The following is an 18,278-nucleotide window of genomic DNA, read 5'->3' as shown; positions in this document are numbered from 1 at the left end:
CGGAAGGCACATGAGCAACGCAGCGGCCGACGAGGCTACTGAACTCCACGAGAACGCAGCGCAGGACGTCATCGCCGTCGACTCCGACGACAACGCGGAGGGGACGGTCAACCGACTCGACGCCCACACGGGCGACGGCATCCGCCACCGCGCCTTTACCTGCCTCGTGTTCAACGAGGAGGGCCAGATACTCCTCGCCCAGCGCGCGCCCAACAAGCGCCTGTGGGACACCTCGTGGGACGGCACCGTCGCCTCCCACCCCGTCGAGGGCCAGACCCAAGAGGAGGCCACCGAAGAGCGCCTCGAAGAGGAACTCGGCATTAGCCCCGACCAGTACTCGGACCTCCGCGTCACGGACAAGTTCGAGTACAAGCGCTACTACGAGAACGCCGGCCTCGAATGGGAGGTCTGTGCCGTCCTGAAGGTCACGCTCGAAGACACCTCGCTCGACCCCGACGAAGACGAGATTGCGGGCATGCTCTGGGCGGACTACGAGCACCTCCACGACAACCCCGAGTGGTACCGCCAACTGCGCCTCTGCCCGTGGTTCGAAATCGCCATGCGCCGTGACTTCGAGTAGGCTCACCCTCGCAGACGACGCGCGAGCTGTGATTCTCTCGCACGCCCGCGAGGGTGCCGCCCGCGACCCACCCGCGGAGGTCTGCGGCGTCCTCGCCGGCGACGGCGACGCGCGCACCGTCACCGCCGCCCACCCCGTTTCGAACGTCGCCGACGAGCCGCGGGTCGCCTACGAACTCGACCCCGAGGAGACGGTTTCGATTCTCGAAACCGTCGAGGCGGCCGGCGACGACGCGGTCGGCTTCTACCACTCGCATCCCGAGTCCGACCCCGTGCCGAGCGCGACCGACCGCGAACAGGCCTCGTGGCCGGGCTACGTCTATCTCATCTGCTCGCCCGACGGCCGGCTGACCGCCCACGAGTGGACCGGCGACGAGCTCCGCGAACTCGCCGTCGCGGTCGAGTGACTCGTCGGCCTCCCGGACCCTCGCCGGTACGCCGCGCCCGCCGGCGCGCTTCGGTGAGAATATCCTTTCCGAGTCCGCAGACGCATCCATGGAACCCGACCGCTACGACGACCTCGACGGACAGGTCGCGCTCGTCACCGGCGCGAACCGAGGCATCGGCCGCCAGATAGCCGAGAACCTCCGCGACCGCGGCGCGACGGTGTACGCGGGGTCCCGAAGCGTCACGAACGAGACGCCCGAGGGAACCGAGCGCGTCCTCCTCGACGTGACCCAAGAAGGCGACATCGAGGAGGTCGTCGACGGCGTCTTCGCCGACCAGAGCCGACTCGACATCCTCGTCAACAACGCCGGTATCGCCGAGGACGGCGAGGACATAGTCGCCGAACCGACCGAGCGAATCGACCGCACCCTCGGCGTCAACCTCCGCGGGCCGATGCTCATGTGCAAGCACGCCGTTCCGCTCCTCCTCCAGTCCGACGGCGGCCGCGTCGTCAACGTCTCCTCGGGGATGGGCGCACTCGGCGAAGAACAGTCCGGCGGGTCGCCCGCGTATCGAATCTCGAAGACCGGCCTCAACGGCCTCACGGTCTACCTCGACGGCCAGTACGGAAACGACGGTCTCATCGCCAACTCGGTGTGTCCCGGCTGGGTCCGCACCGACATGGGCGGCGAGGAGGCCAACCGGCCGGTCGAGAAGGGCGCGGAGACGCCGACGTGGCTCGCCACGTTCAAGCCCGGCGCGCCCGCGGGGAAGTTCTGGCGCGACAAGGAAGTCATCGACTGGTAAGCGACCGACGATTTCACCGGGTCATCACGTCACGCCGCCGCTCCGTTTCTCGAACGCCTCGTACTCGCCACTGTCCAGAATCTCGCGGGAGTGCTCGACCGCCCGGTACACGTCCTCGAAGCCGACGTAGGCCGGCGCGGGGGCCATGCGGACGACGTTCGGCTGGCGGAAGTCCACGACGACGCCCCGCTCCTTGAGCGCGAGGCTGACGCGGTCGGCCTCGGGGTGTTCGACCGCGACGTGGCCGCCGCGGGCCGCGGGATCTCGCGGGGTGCCGACCTCGCACTCCGGCAGTCTGTCGTCCACGAGGTCGATGAGGAAGTCCGTGAGCGCCAGCGACTTCTCGCGGAGCGCCCCCACGCCGCCGGCGTCCTCGACGATATCGAGCGCGCCGTCGAGAGGGGCCGCCGACAGCACCGGGACCGTCCCGGACTGGAACGCGCCGGCGGACTGCGCCGGTTCGTAGGTCATCGCCATGTCGAACTGCGTCCCCTTGTCGTTGCCCCACCAGCCGGCGAGCGCGGGCGTGACGCCGAAGTGGCGCTCGTTGACGTAGAGGCCGGCGACGGAGCCGGGGCCGGCGTTGAGATACTTGTAGTGACACCAGACGGCGAAGTCCGCGCCCACCTCGGAGAGGCGGTGCGGGACCGCGCCGACCGAGTGCGCGAGGTCGAAGCCGGCCAGCGCGCCGGCCTCGTGAGCCGCCTCGGTGATGGTCTCGATGTCGAACAGTTGGCCGCTCCGATAGAGGACCGACGGGAGAAACACCATCCCCACGTCGTCGTCGATGGCGGCGAGCACGTCCTCGGTCTCGATGGTCCGCCCGTCGCGGCTCTCGACCACGCGAAGCGCCTCGTCGGGGTCGCGGCCGGCCGCCCGGAGTTGCGCGCGAATCGCGTAGTGGTCCGTCGGGAAGTCGAGGTCGTCGACGACGATTTTCTCGCCGCGGGCGGGGTCGTAGAACGTCCCGACGAGCGCGTGGATGTTGACCGTCGTGGAGTTGGCGACGACGACCTCCTCGGGCTTCGCGCCGACGAGCGGCGCGAGTCGGTCGCCCAGTCGCTCGCCGTAGCTGAACCACTCGGGGTCGGCGTCGGTCCACCCGCGGATGGCGAGGTCGCGCCACTCGTCGACGACGCGGTCGAGCGCGGCTTCGGCGTCGACAGAGAGCGGGCCGAGCGAGTTGCCGTCCAGATACAGTTCGCCCTCGGGGACGAAAAAGCGGTCGCGGAGGTCCGAAAGCGGGTCCGTCGCGTCCATCTCGCGGGCGGTGTCGACGGTGAGCACGTCGGATTCGTCGGAGTCGCCGGGGTCGTCGGGTTCGGCCATACGCGCCTCGAAGCGCCCGCGCGACAAGTAGGTGCGCGGCCCGCGCTGGAACCCGAGTGGCGGGTCCGCTTATTCGGCGTCGGTCGCCGACGACTCGGCCTCGCGGGCGAGTCGCTCGTAGGCGGCCCACGAGGGGTCCACGTCGGGGTGTTCGATGCGCTCGCCGTCGACGACGACGCCCTCGCCCGCGACGACGGTGCCGGCGACGCCGACGGGGGTGCCGCGGGCGTCGAGCGCGGCGACCACGTCGTCCGTGACAGAGGGGTCCGTGGCGATGATGAGCGAGCCGGCGGTAGTCGAGCGCCACGGGTCGATGCCGAGGAACTCGCAGGTCTCGCGGACGCCGGGACGGAGCGGGACGCTCGACTCGTCGATTTCGAGTTGGACGCCCGCGCTCTCGGCGATTTCGTTGAGCGCGCCGTGGACGCCGCACTCGGTGGCGTCGTGCATGGCGTGGACGCCGCGGCCGCCGGCGGCCGAGACGGTCATCGCGTCGCGGACGGCGTCGGTCTCGTCGAGTCGGTCCTGCGCGGCCGCGAGCACGTCGGCGTCGAGGTCGGCGAAGGCGTCGGGGAACAGCGTCGTCAGGAGGCCGGTCGCCTCGACGCCCGGTCCCTTCGTCACGAGCACGTCGTCGCCGGGTCGCGCGCCGTCCGGGCGGACCACGTCGTCGTGGTCGCCGACGGCGAGGGCGGTCGCGCCGCCGACCCACGGGTACGAACAGCCGGCGTAGCGGGCGGTGTGGCCGGTGACAATGCTGACGCCGAGGTCGTCGGCCTCGTCGTGCATCGCGCCCCAGAGCTCCGCGAACTGCTCGTCGGTCATCTCGGGCGGCAGCGTAAAGGAGACGGCGAGGTGCGAGGGGTCCAGCCCCGAGACGGCGATGTCCGAGAGGACGATGTCGATGGCGAAGCGGCCCGCGCGCTCGAAGCCGAGCGCGGGGAGCACGGAGACGGGGTCGGTCGCGATGGCGACGGCGGTGCCGTCGACGTCGAGGAGGCCGAAGTCGACGCCGTGGGTCGGGCCGAGCGCCACGTCGTCGCGGGCCGCGCCCAGCCGCGGGTAGATGTACTCGTCGAAGAACTCGCGGTCGACCTTTCCGAGGTCGGTCATACGCGACCTCGGGGGGCCGCCAGTAAGAACGTACTCATCCGCCGCCGGCGGGGTCGGAGCCGGGCCCGGGACCGGAGAATCCCGGATTCGGTCTCGGTCTCGGCGCGGGTCGCGCTCGACTGACTCGCCGACGCGGCCGCTCGCCGGTCGAAAGGCGGGACGGTCCCCCGTCCCTGCTCATGAAGAGACGCGGAGACGGTTCGAAGGGGCATGGAAAGTCCCACCACCGGACTGCTCCCGCGTCGATTCAACGTGAACGCCGGACCTACAAGAACCTCGCTAAGTTCCCTCGATGGACCTATATATCTCCAACGAGGCGTCAGCAAATACTGCCGCATCGGGGAAATCGCCCCCGCCGCTCAGACCGGCCGGTGCCCCGCTTCGTCGGGGGTGTTGTTCGGCGTCCGCCACGCGTCGTCGAGGTGTTCGACGAGCGCGCGGGCGACGGCGACCGGCTCCTCGTGGTGGACCCAGTGGGTCGCCTCGTCGAACGTCCTGAGGTGGCCGTCCTCGCAGAACGCGAGGCTCTCGCGCGCCATCTTCGGTCGGAGGAACCTGTCTTTGCTCCCCCAGACGACGAGCGTCGGCGGTTCGACCGTCTCGGCGCGGGGACGCGGGCGCTCGCGGACGACCGCGCGATACCAGTCCACCATCGACCCGTAGGCACCCGGCACCGACCACGCGGCGCGGTAGTAGTCGAGGTCGGTCGCCGAGAACGTGCCGGGAAGCGCGGAGCCGGTCATCGCCCGCTCCAGGACGGCCCAATCGCCCACGGGCGCGACGAGTTCGGGGAGCTTCGGGAGTTGGAAGAACAGGACGTACCAGCTCCGGAGCTGTTGGGCCGGGTCGCGGCGGAGGTGGCGGGCGAACACCGCGGGATGCGGGAGGTTCATCGCGGTGAGCGAGCGCACCCGCTCCGGGTGGTGGAGCGCGGTCCACCACGCCACCGCGCCGCCCCAGTCGTGACCGACGACGTGCGCCTTCTCGTGGCCGAGCGCGTCCGCGACGCCGACGACGTCGCCGGCGAGTTCGTCGATGCTGTACCACTCGACGCCCGAGGGGCGGTCGCTCAGGTTGTAGCCGCGCTGGTCGAGCGCGACGACCCGATAGCCCGCCTCGGTCAGCGGGCGGAGGTAGTCCGCCCACGCGTACCAACACTCCGGGAAGCCGTGGAGGAGCACGGCGAGGTCGCCGTCTTCCGGTCCGGCTTCGACCGCGTGGAGCGTGACCTCGCCCACCTCGATACGACGGCTCGCCGCCTCGACGGGGAGTTCCACGTCGTCGCGCGACAGCCCCGATTGCTTCGCCATACTCACCGCTACGGCGGCGAGGGACAAATGTGCCGCGGCGGCGAGCGGCCGTCGTCTGCGAGAAATGCGTCGGTGTCGCGGCGGGAGTCGAACCTACCCGAACAGGCGCTTTCTGATGCTCCGCGTGCGGCTCTGTTCGGCCATGAGAACCGAACACTCCACGTCTTCGACGACGTCCATGACGACGGTGCCGCGGACCAGCCGCGAGAGGAGGCCGCGTTCCGTCGCGCCGATGACGAGGAGCGAGGCGTCGGTCGCGTGGGACTCGATGGCCGCCTCGACGTCTCCGGTCTCGACGGTGAGCGTGGCGTCGCCGAGGCCGCGTTCGTCGGCCCACTCCTGCAGGAAGCGCTCGCCCTCCGCCGCGTCGTCGGCGACGTGGAGGAGTTCGACCTCCGCGTCACAGAACTCCCGGAGGACCGAGGCGATGGACGCCGAGAGGTCGGAGTCCGGGCCGCCGGCGGTCGGTACGAGCACGTGCGAGGGGTCGAAGCCGCGGTCCTTCAGCACCAGCACGTCGTAGGGGAGCGAGTGGGTCATCTCCTCGAACGCGCTCTCGGCGCGGCCGGGGGACCCGTGGCTGTCGGGACCCCAGCCCATGACGACGAGGTCGGCGTTGTAGGTCTCAGCCGCGTCGAACACCTCCTCGAACGACCGGTGGGAGAGGACGGTGTGAGTCTCGATGTCCACGTCGAGTTCGTCGGCGTCGGCGCGGGCCTGTTCGAGCAGGCGGTCGGCCTCGGCGAAGTCGTACTCCTCGCGGGCCGATTCGAGGGCGGTCTGGTCCGGTACCTTCACGATGTGGACGCCGACGAGCGTCCCGTCGTTGGCCTTGGCGACCGACCCGGCGAGCGACACGAGGTCGCGCTCGCTTTCGGGGTTCGCGAGCGGGACCATGACGCGGTAGCCGCCGTCGGGCTGGACCGACGTGGCGGCCGAGACCGCGGCGTCGGGGAGCTGTTCCGACTGCTGAAGCAGGTACTTCCCGAGGATGCCCTGCTTCGTCGCCCTGGTGCGGGCGTAGGCCGCGTACCACAGCATGGCGAACACGACGAAGCCGGCGGCGAGGAGGATGATGGTGTCGGCGAAGAAGGCGATGAGGGCGAACGACGTGATCGCCCCGAGGATGGGGGTGATTGGGTACAGCGGAACCCGGTAGTCCGGCTGGTAGTCCTCGGGGTCGGCCACGCGCATCACGACGAGCGCGACGTTGAGCAGCCCGTAGATGATGAGGTGGAGGACGCTCCCGGCGTTCGCGAGGGTGTTGACGTTGGCCAGCAGGATGAACAGGAGGATGAACCCGCCGGTGATGGCGATAGATCGGTACGGCGTGCCGAACCGGGGGTGAATCTCGTTGAGTTCCTCGGAGACGATTCGGTCGCGCCCCATGGCGAAGTTGATGCGCGAGGAGGCGAGAATCGAGGCGTTCGCGGACGAGGCCGTGGCGAGGAGGCCGCCGAACAGCATCGCGCCCGCGCCGACCGGACCGATGAGGAGTCGGGCGACGTCGACGACGGCGGTCTCGTTCCCGGCGACGAGGCTGTTGTCCACCGCGGCCAGCACGGTCAGGAGAACGAGCGCGTACACCAGCGTCACGATGACGACGCTGCCGAGGACGGCCCGCGGGAGGTTCTTTCCGGGGTTCTTGATTTCCTCCGCGACGGAGGTTATCTGGACGAACCCGAGGTACGAGACGAAGATGAGGCCGGTCACCGGCAGGAGCGGCGACAAGCCCCTGTCCGGCGGGACGAACGGGCGGAGTTTGGCGAGGTCCGCGTTCAGGAGTCCGAAGAGCGTGAACACGGCGAGGATGGCCAGCAGGATGAGCACGATGGCGTTCTGTAGCTTCCCCGTCTCCTTCGCGCCGACGTAGTTAATGAACACGAAGAGGAGGCCGCCCGCGAGGGCGACGAGCTTCACGGCGGAGACCGTGACACCGCCGAGTACGAGGCTCGGAACGGGGAGGAACGTCACCACGTACTGACCGAAGCCGGTCATGTAGAACGCGGAGGCGAACGCGAGCCCCATCCAGTTGCCCCACCCGGCGACGCTCCCGAACAGCGGCCCGAGCGCGTGGTTGATGTAGTAGTACGCGCCGCCGGACTTCGGCATCGCGGTGCCGAGTTCGCTGGCGGACGCGGCGGTCAAGAGCGCGATGACGCCGCCGAGGACGAACGCGCCGGCCGAGAGCGGTCCGGCCGCTTTGACCGCAGCGCCGGGAAGCACGAAGATGCCCGCGCCGATCATCGTTCCGATACCGATGGTCAACGCCGCGAGCGGCCCGAGGTCCTTTGCGAGTTCCTCGTCGGTCATGTTTCACCACCGGCGTCGTCCGCGTCGTCGGTGTCGACGTCCGCAGCGTCCGCTGCCGGCAGGACGACCACGGGCCGGTCGCTGTGCCGGACCAGTTGGTCGCGGACCGCGCCCGAAAACAGGTCCCACCACGAGCGACCGCCGCGCGGGGTGAAAACGATGGCCGTCGCGTCGGCGTCCTCGGCGGCGTCGAGGATGGCGTCGCCGACGTCCGTGGCGAACCGGAGGTCGGTGTGGATGTCGATGCCGGCGTCGTCCGCGGCGCGGCGGGCGACGTCGAATAGCTCGTCTGCGACCTCCTCGCGCTGTTCGACGCCGGCCTTGTCCGGCGCGCCGCCCGCCTTCTCGATAACGTGGACGACCGAGGCCCGACCGCCGGCCGCGGCGATGCGCGGGAACGCGGCGGCGCAGGTGAGTTCGGCGTCGTCCGCGTTCGCAATCGGAAGCAGGGGACGCGAGAACAGCGGTTCGACGTGTTCAGTCATGTGTCGAGCCCGCGAGCGCGGTGTGAGGAAAGCGGTTCCGCCCGGCGGAACGGGATTGTGCCGGGACGACTACACCCGATTCACAACGTGACCGTCGGGAATTCATACGCCGGGGTTGTGCGGCAATCGGTTTAGAAGTTCGCAAACCGGGGTACGGTGTCGGCCGGGCCGATTCCGGGGCGGCGGCCCCACCTCAGACCGCGGTGACCCACGCTCGATACGCCTCGTCGCGGCCGTAGACCGCCTGAAAGACGCGGTCGGCGAAGCCGGCGAGACGGTTGGCGTCCGAGCGGGCGGTGATGCGGACGTTCGTCCCCTCGGCCTCCTCGGGGCTCTCCAGTTTGTCGATACGGAACTCGGGGAACTCCGAGAGGAGCGTCTTGAGGCGGTCGAGTTCCGCCTCTGTCACGTCCATGTTGAACGTCTGGTCGGCGAACTGAATCCACGGGCCGGGACCCTCGCCGTCGAGGTCGTCGAGGCGCTCGGCCTCGATGGTGAGAAAGGCGCTGCCGCGGTCGCGGTGCGCCGACACGGCGTCGGCGAACAGCTTCCGGCGCTCGCGGGGCGTGTCGGCCTCGAATCGGGTCATGTGGAACGGTACAGCCGCGCGGTACAAAAGCGACCCGCGTCAGAACAGCGCGATGACGGCGGCGAGCGCGAGCGCGCTGACGGTGAGCAGTTGCAGTCCGAGGACGCCCAGCGGGGCCGCGCCCGTCCGCCGCATCGCGTCGAGGCGGACGTCGAGACCGAGACCGACGAACGCGAGCGCGAACAGGGCGTCGCTGGCGGTGCCGACGGTGGCGAGCGTCGCCTCCGAGAGCAGGCCGAGGTTGGCGACGGCGGCGACGGCGACGAAGCCGACGAGGAACCGCGGGACGCCGTCGAAGACGGCTCGCAGGCCGGTGGCGGCCTCCTCGGCGCGACCGGCGTAGCGGACCGCGTAGGCGACGGCGACGAAGCCGAGCATGGAGTTGCGCGCGAGTTTGGTCACGGTCGCCCAGCGACCGGCGACCTCGGAGTGGGCGAAGCCGGCCGCGGTGACGGGGCCGGTGCTGAACATGCTCAGGCCGGCCCAGATGCCGAACTGGCGGCCGGACAGCGGGAGCAGGTCGCCGGCGATGGGGAACACGGCGAGCGTGAGCGCGTCGAACAGGAGGACCGCGGCGACGACGTGGGCGAGCGACTCGCCGTCGGCGTCGATGGTGCCGGCGATGGCGGTGGCCGCGGAGACGCCGCAGACGCTCGCGCCCGCCGCGAGGAGCGACCCGGTCTTGTCGGCGAGGCCGAACACGCGGCTGGCGACGGCCTCGACGAGGAGGACGCCCGCGGTGACCGTGACGACGACGAGCGCGACCAACACCGGCCCGGAGGCGACGAGTTCGTCGACGGCGATGCGAGCGCCGAGCAGGACGATGCCCGTTTCGAGGAGGAGTTTCTGCGTGTCGACGCCGGGGCGCGCCCAGTCGGGGACGCCGACCGTGTTGGCGACGACGGCCCCGAAGAAGACGCCGAGCAGGAGCGCGTTGACACCGGGGACGAAGCCGGCGACGAGCGTCGCCGCCCCCGCGAGGACGACGAGGAGGCCGACGCCGGGAGCGAGTCGCGCGAGCCGACTGATGCCGGCGTTCTCGGCGTCCGAGTTCCCCCCGGTGCTCACGGCCCGAGCGCCGCGAGGACGGTCACGACGACGAGTCCGAGGGCGGTCGCGCGCCAGCCGCGTTCGAGCGTACACCACAGTTCGTACGCGCGCTCGACGGTGGCCGCGCCGAGCGCGTCGCGCATGGGAGACGAATCGCGCATTTGTCGGTGCCACGAGAGCCGGGCCGTTGAACGTGTCGCTTCCGTCTGTGAAAACAGCAACAATATCCGCTAAATCGGCGGTGGCCCGGTCGATTGAGCTGTAAGCCGGCAAACAAGGAGCAACATTTTCTCGTTCCTCTGACCGTCGCCGTCGCAGAACTCAGTACGTATCTTCAACACTATATGCTCTCGCCGGATGGGGTCAGATATGGGAAAGCGCATCCTCCTGCTCGGAGCGCCGGGCGCAGGTAAGGGCACACAGTCGAAGCGACTCGCCGAGACCTACGGCGTCGAACACGTCACCACCGGCGACGCGCTGCGCGCGAACAAGGACATGGAGACCGAGTACGGGACGCCCCGCTCGTTCATGGAGAAGGGCGAACTCGTCCCCGACGCGGTCGTCAACGAAATCGTCGAGGCCGCGCTGGAAGACGCCGACGGCTACGTCCTCGACGGCTACCCGCGGAACCTCTCGCAGGCGGAGTACCTCACCGAGATCACCGACCTCGACGCGGTCGTCTACCTGAACGTCGCCGAGTCAGAGCTCGTCGAGCGCCTCACCGGCCGCCGCGTCTGCGACGACTGCGGCACGAACTTCCACGTGAAGTTCAACCAGCCAGAAGAGGAGGGCGTCTGCGACGACTGCGGCGGCGAACTCGTCCAGCGCGACGACGACACCGAAGAGACCGTCCGCGAGCGCCTGTCGGTGTTCGAGGAGAACACCGAACCCGTCATCGAGCACTACCGCGACGAGGGCGTCCTCGTCGAAATCGACGGCGAACAGACCCCCGACGAGGTCTTCGAGGACATCCGGTCCGTCGTCGACGACGCCTGAGCACGGGTTCGACGCGCGAACCGCCTCGTCGACGCAGTCCGACGCGGCGTTTTTCACCGACCGAGACGCGACCGTCCGCACCGCCGACGGCGCGCTCGCTGTCGTCCGCAGAGTAAAACCTTGATAACAGCCGGTTGCTAAAGAGCCGGTAATGGCACGAATCGAATCTCGGGTGCGCGACCTCGTCGGCTCCGACGCCGACATGCGCGCCGCCGTCGAGACCGTCCTCGACCGGGCGGACGACGGAGAAGTCGAGTGGGCCGACGTTCGCGACGAGCTCACGAGCGGCCAGTGGGGTCGCCTCATCGAGAAGGGTATCCTCGTCGACGGCGACGAAGGGTTCCGGCTCGCCGACGTGGGGGAGACCCGCGCCGGCCTCGAAGACGACACGTCCGGCTCCGGCGGGTCGTCGTCGTCCTCGTCGACCGACGTCGACACCGGCGACTCCTCGTGGTCGAAGTACGACAAGGGCGCGGCCGTCGTCACGGTCGGCCTGTTCCTCGGCTACTCCGTCTCCGAGGTCCGAAACGTCATCGGCGGCGTGATGGACGTCGTCCTCGGCCCGGTCGCGGGGATGCTCCCGTTCTACGCCGTCGTGATGGTTCTCGCGCTCGCCACCGGCCTCTACTCCACGCTCCTGCAGGCGAACCTCATGGACATGGAGAAGATGGGCATGTATCAAGAGCGGATGAAGGACATCCAACAGCGGCAGAAGGACGCCAAGGAGCGCGGCGACGACGCGGAGCTCGAAAAGATTCAAGAAGAGCAGATGGAGGCGATGGGCGACCAGATGGGCATGTTCAAAGAGCAGTTCCGCCCGATGGTCTGGATTATGTTCCTCACCATCCCGGTGTTCCTCTGGATGTACTGGGCCATCGGCGTCGGCGGCAACGCCCAGCCACACATCGACGCCGGGACCATCGTGCTCCCGCTCGTCGGCACCGCGGAGTGGACGCAGGGCGTTCTCGGCCCCATGCAGGCGTGGATTGTCTGGTACTTCCTCTGCTCGATGGGCTTCACCCAGATCATCCGCAAGTCGCTCAACATCGACATGTCGCCGTCGGCGTCGTAAGCCGGTTCGGGCGACAGTCGACCCGGTCGGTTCGGCTCGAATCAAATCGACGCGAAGTAACTCGCTTTCTCTCCGTTTCCGACGCTCGCCGGCCGCGAGGCTCTCCCTCAAAGCCGCCGCGAGGCGTCCGCCACGATACCCGTGAGAAGCCTCCGCAGGGGCCGTCGGCAACGATAACACCTTTTAGCCGACCGCACCCAGCATGGATATGTTACTGACCGTCTCCGGACCACCGGGCAGCGGAAAGAGTACGACCGCCGCCGCGCTCGCCGAGGCGTTCGACCTCGAACACATAAGCGGCGGGGACATCTTCCGCGAGCTCGCCGCCGAGCGCGACATGACCGCCGTCGAGTTCAACAAACTCGCCGAGGAAGACGACCAGATCGACCGCGACCTCGACCGCCGCCTCCGCGACATCGCTCTCGACCGCGACGACGTGCTCCTCGAATCCCGACTCGCCGGCTGGCTCGCCGGCGACGCCGCCGACCTCCGCTTCTGGCTCGACGCCCCCGTGGACGTCCGCGCCGAGCGCATCGCCGACCGCGAGGGCAAGCCCGTGGACGTCGCCCGCGAGGAGACCACGACCCGCGAGGCGAGCGAGGCCAAGCGGTACGACGCGTACTACGACATCGACATCACGGACCTCTCTATCTACGATATCGCGCTCAACACCGCCCGCTGGGGCCCCGACGAGGTCACGGCCGTCTGCGTCGCCGCGGTCGACTCCTACGACCACGAGGCCGACGAGGGCAAGTACCCGGTCGAAGGCGTCCGCTACGACTTCTGACCATGCTCCGAGACCCGCCCGAACGCCGGAGCGTCGACGACCTGCTCTCGTTCGGCGTCGTCAACCTCGACAAGCCGCCGGGGCCGTCGGCCCACCAGGTCACCGGCTGGGTCCGCGACATGGCCGACGTCGACCGCGCCGCCCACTCGGGGACGCTCGACCCGAAGGTGACCGGCTGTCTCCCCACGCTCCTCGGCAACGCGACCCGTATGGCGCAGGTGTTCCTCGAAGGCTCGAAGGAGTACGTCTCCGTGCTCGAACTCCACGGACCCGCGCCGGCCGACATCGACTCGACCGTCGCCGAGTTCGAGTCGAAGCTCTACCAGAAGCCCCCGCGGAAATCCGCCGTCTCGCGTCGCCTCCGCGTCCGCGAAATCTACGACCTCGACCTCCTCGAAGTGAAAGACAGACAGGCGCTCCTACGCATTCGCTGTGAGTCGGGGACGTACATCCGAAAGCTGTGTCACGACCTCGGCCTCGCGCTCGGCACCGGCGGCCACATGGGCCACCTCCGCCGGACCGCGACCGACCCCTTCGACGACGCCGACCTCGTGACGCTCCACGACCTCAAAGACGCTCTCGCGTTCGCCGCGGAGGGCGACGAATCGTGGCTCCGCGACGTGGTCGCGCCCGCCGAGCGGGCGCTGTCGCATCTCCCGTCGGTGACCATCGCCAACAGCGCGGCCCGCGAAGTCGCCAACGGCGCGCCCGTCTACGCGCCCGGCGTCTTCGACGTCGACGCCGCCCGCGGCGACCTCGTCGCCTGCTTCACCGACGACGGCTCCGCGGTCTGTCTGGGCGAACTGGTCGGCGACGCCGACGCCGACTCGGGGACGGTCGTCTCGCTGGAAGCCGTGTTGGTCTGAAGCGGGAGTCTATTTTCTCCGGCGCTTTCTGTCCGCGTCCGCGAGCGTTTCCGCCTGCTCGTTGACCGAGGCGACCTCTCGCTTCGCGTCCGATTTGTCGAGGTCGTAGACGTAGCGCCACGACGCCAGCGGGTAGCCGTGCGACTCCTCGTCTCGGTCCGCGGCCGGTTCGGACCCGCCGCCGCGACGAATCGACCACCATCGGGCGGCCGCGACGCTCAGCGCGATGAGGACGAGGAGCAACACGACGAACGGGAGGAGGGCGAGCGGGAGGCTCTGGAGGGGCAGGGCCATACGTCGACGTTGTCCGCGGAGCGACAAAAGCGTACCCGCAGGCCGGTGCCACCGACTCGGAGCCGTCCGAACCGCACGACGCCGATGCCAAACCGTGGCACGACAGACCCTCGCGCCGCCGCGACGAAACGAAGGGCTTAACCGCGAGACACGCATCGGTTCGAATGCACCCCGGGACCGTGGGGTAGTGGTATCCTCTGCCGATGGGGTCGGTAGGACCTGAGTTCGACTCTCAGCGGTCCCACTTCTTACTTTCGTGGATTAAAATTACTGGGAGTACAAGCCCTCTCTGTACATTTTGCACTTAAATATTGTCTGGAAACAACCCTCTGCTTAAAAAAGCAACTCTGAGGGGGAGGTGTGGCCCGCGAGCGTCCGACTTGCGGTCACGACTCAGAGAGAGACGTCACCTCGGACGATGGCGACACCGTCGCCTCCGCGGTCGAAGGACGTACGACCTCGTATCTCCCGTCGGAGACGACGGAGAGACACCGAATTCGGACTACAGGCGTTCGTCGCCGCCTGTCGGAACGCCCAGACGAGTTTCGAGACCGGGGCAGTCGCGCTCGCCCGCGGGTGGAACTGCGACCGAGAGCCGACTGGCGGGTGTCGCTTCAAACCGTATTATGCTCACAAACGAGGATAATCTCCGCGTCTTTTCCGTAGTTTGCGCCCCGAGCGTCGCAGTACTCTTTCGTCACCTCGTAGCCCGCGGTTTCGAGCAGGGACACGACCTCGTCCCGATCGAACTCAACGACGACCTCTCCGTCGTTGCGCACCGCGTGATGCTCGACGACGAGTCTCTCCGGCGGTTGACCGGTGCCAGCGAGGGAACGAAGGATGGAGAACTCCGCCCCGTCCGCGTCGATACCGAGGACGTCCGACTCCGCAACGTCGGAGACCGGAACGACGTCCGCGTTTCCTTTGTTCGAGCGTAAAGAGACGTCGTCGCCGACGACTGCGTGTCGAATCCGCGCGTTCTGCACGTCGTTCAGTTGGAGCGTTCTGCGCCCCGCTCGGACCTGGTCTTCGCCGCCTTCGTACGTGGTCACGAAACCGTCCGGCCCGACCATCTCCGCCGCGCTCACCGTCGAGACGCCCTCGCCACCACCGATAAGCGTGACTTCGGAACCAGCGGAACAAACGTCCGAGAGGCCCCTGACGTACTGGTATTCATACGCGGGTTCGTCGTTGACGACGAACTTCGTAACAGCGTCCGGGAGCACCTCGTCGGTCCAGATCGTCCTCGACTCGACACGGACGCCGTTTAACGTCGCGTTCCGACCGAGTGGTCGGAACGGGGCTGTCAACTGTTGGTATATAATCGCGGGTATGTCGGCGTTCATGGGACGATTCAGACCCTGTTCGGTATAGTACTATGTGTGAATTTACGAGAGTTGAGAACGACAGCCGCGTTCATCGAACACCGCCACCGCCGGACTGACCGGCCAGCTATTCGCCGACCGCCTCGCAGACGGCGAGAGGGTGGGGACTCGAAGAGGAAGCCACCGGACATCGATGACCCACGGCGTTCACTCCCCGTAAAACAGATACGAGAACGCCAGAAACGCCAACACCGACCCGACGAAGAACGTAATCAGTCCCAGCGGCGTCCCCGGTCGCAACGATCCAACGAACACCGCAGAGACGCCGCCGGCGAGCGCCGACCCGAACAGGAGGAACGCGCCGCGTTGCCACTCTTCGACGAATTCGACCATCGTCCGTTCAGCCATGCAACAGCTTTCGCGGCGGCGGACAAAAGCCTCGTGGCGACGCCGAGACCGGCGCGGTGAGATTCCTCTCCACAACCCATGCAACGACGCAAAAAACAGCCGAGAACCGCTATTCAGGTCGAGACGGCATCGCAGGTCCAGCCGGGGTCGGTGCCCGTCCGGCGGATGAGGTCCGCGCGGCACGCCGGACAGTAGTCGGGGACCGTCGATTCGCCCCGCGGGACATAGACGCCGCCGCCGCATTCCACGCACGCATCGGCGACGACTGTCGTGCAGTCCGCACACAGGTTGAAGTCGTCAACCGTGAGGTCGCGCAGCACTTCGAGCTTTTTGTCCAGGATGTACTCGTCGATAACCGCCTGACAACTGTGGCACGGCTTCATAGCGATACAGCGTGTCAATTGAGACCATGACTCATATACCTGTCGTCGGAGGAGTCTCTTGTCGCGGAATTTCAGTCGGAGGAGACCCCTTCCGAGGACGGGAACTGCCACGGATGGGCGCGATAGGCGCTAGCGCGCCCGATGCGAACGTGAGTCACAGAATACATAAGTAACTCGGTGACGAGTTACTATTTGCTGCTGTCAGAGGCACATCGGGGTGACGAACGGATTCGTTCGCCTCCACACCACCCATTCTCCCGCGTCTCTCGGTTCGAGCGGTATCCACGTCGACTCGGCACCGGGCGGCGTCCGAGAGCGACTCTCAACGCCGCGCGCCCGCGTCGGTGCGGGCGTCTCCGTATCCCCCTGAGAGCATCGCGTCCGCCGCCCGATGAACTCCCACGAGAACGACCACGCTCGCGACGATAGTCGCGACCGACCGCGGCGTCGAGAGCAGGCCGAGCGAGACGATGAGCGTCGTCGCGCAGGCCGGCGGGTGGACCGCGTCGAGTTCCACCATCCCCCAACTCGTCGCGGCGACCGAGAGCGCCGCGCTCGCGACGAGCCGAAGCGTGTCAGTCGACGCGGCCGAGAGCGACGGGTCGAGCGTCGCGCCGGAGGCGACGAGCGCGTAGGCGGCGAAGCCGACGACGGCACCGACGGCGTGGCCGACGACGATGCGGGTCGAACGAGCGCGTCCGCTGCGCCGCCGGAACGCGAGGACGAACGCCGTGGGGCCGAGGCTCGGGAAGACGAACGGCTCCCCGGTGGCCCACGCGATGCCGCCGAGCGCGGCGACGAGCAGCCCGGCGGAGAGCCCCGTTTCGAGGCCGCGTCGAGACATGCGACACGCTCTGTCGGTGTCGCGTGAAAACGTTGTCTGATTCGGTCGAGCCGAAGGGAACGCCGACGACGCCAAGAGCCGCCCGGAAGCGACGCCGACGGGCGAGGAAAGCCTAAATCCAGCCCTCTTGAGCGAGCAGTTCGCCGTTGAGAACGGAGGCACCGGCCGCGCCGCGAATCGTGTTGTGCGCGAGGCAGTTGTACTTCACACCGTGTTCGGTGGCCTGGATGCCGCCGGCCGAGATCTGCATCCCGTCGCCGCGGTCGCGGTCGAGACGGGGCTGCGGGCGGAACTCGTCCTCGAAGACGTGGATGAGCTGTTCGGGCGCGCTCGGGAGGTCGACGCCGGGGTACTCGCGCATCGCGGCGGCGACGTCCTCGGGGGAGGCGTCGTCGGCGAGGTCGGCGAAGACGCTTTCGAGGTGGCCGTCGAGCGTCGGGATGCGGTTACACGAGGCGTTGACCTCCGCGCCGTGGAGCGCGACCTCCGCGCCGTCGAACGAGCCCAGAAGCTTGCGGGACTCCGTCTCCATCTTCTCGTCTTCGCCGCCGATGTGCGGGATGGCGTTGTCGATAATCTCCATCGAGGTGACGCCGTCGTAGCCCGCGCCCGAAACCGCCTGCAGGGTCGTGACGTCGACGCGTTCGAGGCCGAACTGGTCGAGCGCGGCGAGCGTCGGGACCATCGTGATGGTCGAGCAGTTCGGGTTCTTCACGAGCGCGCCGTCCCAGCCGCGCTGGTCGCGCTGGACCTCGATGAGGTCGAGGTGCTCCGGATTGATTTCCGGAATCGTGAGCGGCACGTCGGGAGCCATACGGTCGTTCGAGGAGTTCGAGGAGACGACGTAGCCCGCTTCGAGGAACGCGGGTTCGACCTCGGCGGCGACCGACGACGGGAGCGACGAAAACAGGAGGTCGATGTCGTCGGGCACGTCCGCGGGGTCGGTGCTGCCGACTTCCATCGCGGCCACGTCGTCAGGGATGGGCGTGTTGACGCGCCACTTCGCGGCCTCGTCGTACCGCTTGCCCGCGCTCTGTTCGCTCGCGGTCAGCGCCGCGAGTTCGAACGTCGGGTGGTCGTCGAGGAGTTGGATGAATCGCTGTCCGACTGCGCCGGTTGCACCGAGGATGCCGACTCGTACTGCCATTACCCGTGTCGTAGTGTGGCACACGCATAAGGCCGTTTGGATTTGAACCAGTATTCGCGGCGTATAGTGCCAGAGAAGTGTAAGCTCGGGCGTTCTATCACGGTCGAACACGTAAATCGTCGTCTGTCGAATCGACCACCGACGTGCGTTGGGAAAATCGATAGAATAACGTGCGGTTCCCTGAAAGACTACCG

21 protein-coding genes and 1 tRNA gene are annotated in these 18,278 nt (G+C 68.1%); 8 read left to right on the top strand and 14 right to left on the bottom strand.

Features of this window, described 5'->3' with window-relative positions; genetic code table 11:
* The first annotated feature begins 10 nt into the window (after window positions 1-10).
* From NDI65_RS06370 to NDI65_RS06360, 3 genes are all read left to right on the top strand, one after another.
* Window positions 11-580 carry an NUDIX domain-containing protein gene (locus NDI65_RS06370; protein ID WP_089781394.1) on the top strand — a complete coding sequence of 190 codons (570 nt, stop codon included), beginning with the start codon at window positions 11-13 and terminating at the stop codon, window positions 578-580.
* Window positions 567-986: a desampylase gene (locus NDI65_RS06365; RefSeq protein WP_089781396.1), complete on the top strand. Its 420-nt coding sequence runs from the start codon at window positions 567-569 to the stop codon at window positions 984-986. Before NDI65_RS06370 ends, NDI65_RS06365 begins: the two co-directional genes overlap by 14 nt.
* 88 nt (window positions 987-1,074) lie before the next feature.
* Complete coding sequence (locus NDI65_RS06360) at window positions 1,075-1,773, top strand: SDR family NAD(P)-dependent oxidoreductase (RefSeq protein WP_310893487.1); 699 nt, start codon at window positions 1,075-1,077, stop codon at window positions 1,771-1,773.
* A 24-nt stretch (window positions 1,774-1,797) separates the two neighbouring features.
* Here the strand turns inward: NDI65_RS06360 and kynU are convergent, their stop codons facing one another.
* The 8 genes from kynU to NDI65_RS06320 all read right to left on the bottom strand — a co-directional run bounded on the left by kynU (window position 1,798) and on the right by NDI65_RS06320 (window position 10,123).
* A complete protein-coding gene (kynU, locus tag NDI65_RS06355; protein ID WP_310893486.1) occupies window positions 1,798-3,102 on the bottom strand; it encodes a kynureninase in 1,305 nt (434 codons plus the stop codon).
* Between the two features lie 69 nt (window positions 3,103-3,171).
* Window positions 3,172-4,215 (bottom strand): AIR synthase family protein, encoded by a 1,044-nt coding sequence (locus NDI65_RS06350; protein WP_089781400.1) that lies wholly within the window; start codon window positions 4,213-4,215, stop codon window positions 3,172-3,174.
* Between the two features lie 359 nt (window positions 4,216-4,574).
* The gene (locus tag NDI65_RS06345; protein WP_089781401.1) at window positions 4,575-5,525 is read right to left on the bottom strand and encodes an alpha/beta fold hydrolase; all 951 of its coding nucleotides are present in this window, start codon (window positions 5,523-5,525) and stop codon (window positions 4,575-4,577) included.
* Between the two features lie 93 nt (window positions 5,526-5,618).
* Window positions 5,619-7,838 (bottom strand): amino acid permease, encoded by a 2,220-nt coding sequence (locus NDI65_RS06340; RefSeq protein ID WP_089781403.1) that lies wholly within the window; start codon window positions 7,836-7,838, stop codon window positions 5,619-5,621.
* On the bottom strand, window positions 7,835-8,323 hold the full coding sequence (locus NDI65_RS06335; RefSeq protein ID WP_089781405.1) for a universal stress protein: 489 nt from the start codon (window positions 8,321-8,323) through the stop codon (window positions 7,835-7,837). The genes NDI65_RS06340 and NDI65_RS06335 overlap by 4 nt, the downstream gene beginning before the upstream one ends.
* 193 nt (window positions 8,324-8,516) lie before the next feature.
* On the bottom strand, window positions 8,517-8,912 hold the full coding sequence (locus tag NDI65_RS06330) for a hypothetical protein (protein ID WP_089781408.1): 396 nt from the start codon (window positions 8,910-8,912) through the stop codon (window positions 8,517-8,519).
* Window positions 8,913-8,951: 39 nt separating this feature from the next.
* A complete protein-coding gene (locus NDI65_RS06325; RefSeq protein WP_089781410.1) occupies window positions 8,952-9,980 on the bottom strand; it encodes a putative sulfate exporter family transporter in 1,029 nt (342 codons plus the stop codon).
* Entirely contained in the window at window positions 9,977-10,123 is a 147-nt protein-coding gene (locus NDI65_RS06320) for a hypothetical protein (protein ID WP_167344170.1), read from the bottom strand. Before NDI65_RS06320 ends, NDI65_RS06325 begins: the two co-directional genes overlap by 4 nt.
* A gap of 208 nt (window positions 10,124-10,331) precedes the next feature.
* Here NDI65_RS06320 and NDI65_RS06315 point away from each other — a divergent pair, with 208 nt between their 5' ends.
* The 4 genes from NDI65_RS06315 (at window position 10,332) to NDI65_RS06300 (ending at window position 13,683) form a co-directional block, all read left to right on the top strand.
* The gene (locus NDI65_RS06315; protein ID WP_089781412.1) at window positions 10,332-10,958 is read left to right on the top strand and encodes an adenylate kinase; all 627 of its coding nucleotides are present in this window, start codon (window positions 10,332-10,334) and stop codon (window positions 10,956-10,958) included.
* 151 nt (window positions 10,959-11,109) lie between these two features.
* On the top strand, window positions 11,110-12,030 hold the full coding sequence (locus tag NDI65_RS06310; RefSeq protein ID WP_089781414.1) for a DUF106 domain-containing protein: 921 nt from the start codon (window positions 11,110-11,112) through the stop codon (window positions 12,028-12,030).
* A gap of 208 nt (window positions 12,031-12,238) precedes the next feature.
* Window positions 12,239-12,817 (top strand): (d)CMP kinase, encoded by a 579-nt coding sequence (gene cmk, locus NDI65_RS06305; protein ID WP_089781416.1) that lies wholly within the window; start codon window positions 12,239-12,241, stop codon window positions 12,815-12,817.
* Between the two features lie 2 nt (window positions 12,818-12,819).
* A complete protein-coding gene (locus NDI65_RS06300) occupies window positions 12,820-13,683 on the top strand; it encodes an RNA-guided pseudouridylation complex pseudouridine synthase subunit Cbf5 (RefSeq protein ID WP_089781419.1) in 864 nt (287 codons plus the stop codon).
* 9 nt (window positions 13,684-13,692) lie between these two features.
* On the opposite strand, the gene NDI65_RS06295 is transcribed toward NDI65_RS06300, so the two are convergent.
* Window positions 13,693-13,977, bottom strand: coding sequence for a hypothetical protein (locus NDI65_RS06295; protein ID WP_089781421.1), 285 nt, complete (start codon window positions 13,975-13,977; stop codon window positions 13,693-13,695).
* Between the two features lie 173 nt (window positions 13,978-14,150).
* Here NDI65_RS06295 and NDI65_RS06290 point away from each other — a divergent pair.
* Window positions 14,151-14,221, top strand: a tRNA-Pro gene (locus NDI65_RS06290).
* A gap of 370 nt (window positions 14,222-14,591) precedes the next feature.
* On the opposite strand, the gene NDI65_RS06285 is transcribed toward NDI65_RS06290, so the two are convergent.
* The 5 genes from NDI65_RS06285 to asd form a co-directional block, all read right to left on the bottom strand.
* A complete protein-coding gene (locus tag NDI65_RS06285; protein ID WP_089781423.1) occupies window positions 14,592-15,323 on the bottom strand; it encodes a hypothetical protein in 732 nt (243 codons plus the stop codon).
* Between the two features lie 186 nt (window positions 15,324-15,509).
* Complete coding sequence (locus NDI65_RS06280) at window positions 15,510-15,710, bottom strand: hypothetical protein (RefSeq protein WP_089781425.1); 201 nt, start codon at window positions 15,708-15,710, stop codon at window positions 15,510-15,512.
* Window positions 15,711-15,823: 113 nt separating this feature from the next.
* Complete coding sequence (locus NDI65_RS06275) at window positions 15,824-16,093, bottom strand: hypothetical protein (protein ID WP_004969854.1); 270 nt, start codon at window positions 16,091-16,093, stop codon at window positions 15,824-15,826.
* A 322-nt stretch (window positions 16,094-16,415) separates the two neighbouring features.
* Complete coding sequence (locus NDI65_RS06270) at window positions 16,416-16,937, bottom strand: HPP family protein (protein ID WP_089781427.1); 522 nt, start codon at window positions 16,935-16,937, stop codon at window positions 16,416-16,418.
* Between the two features lie 112 nt (window positions 16,938-17,049).
* Window positions 17,050-18,084 carry an aspartate-semialdehyde dehydrogenase gene (asd, locus tag NDI65_RS06265; protein ID WP_089781429.1) on the bottom strand — a complete coding sequence of 345 codons (1,035 nt, stop codon included), beginning with the start codon at window positions 18,082-18,084 and terminating at the stop codon, window positions 17,050-17,052.
* Window positions 18,085-18,278: the final 194 nt, after the last annotated feature.

The sequence above is a fragment of the Haloferax sp. S2CR25 genome (assembly GCF_031624535.1).
Taxonomy (GTDB): Archaea; Halobacteriota; Halobacteria; order Halobacteriales; family Haloferacaceae; genus Haloferax; species Haloferax massiliensis.
This window is presented reverse-complemented; position numbering and strand designations above follow the sequence as displayed.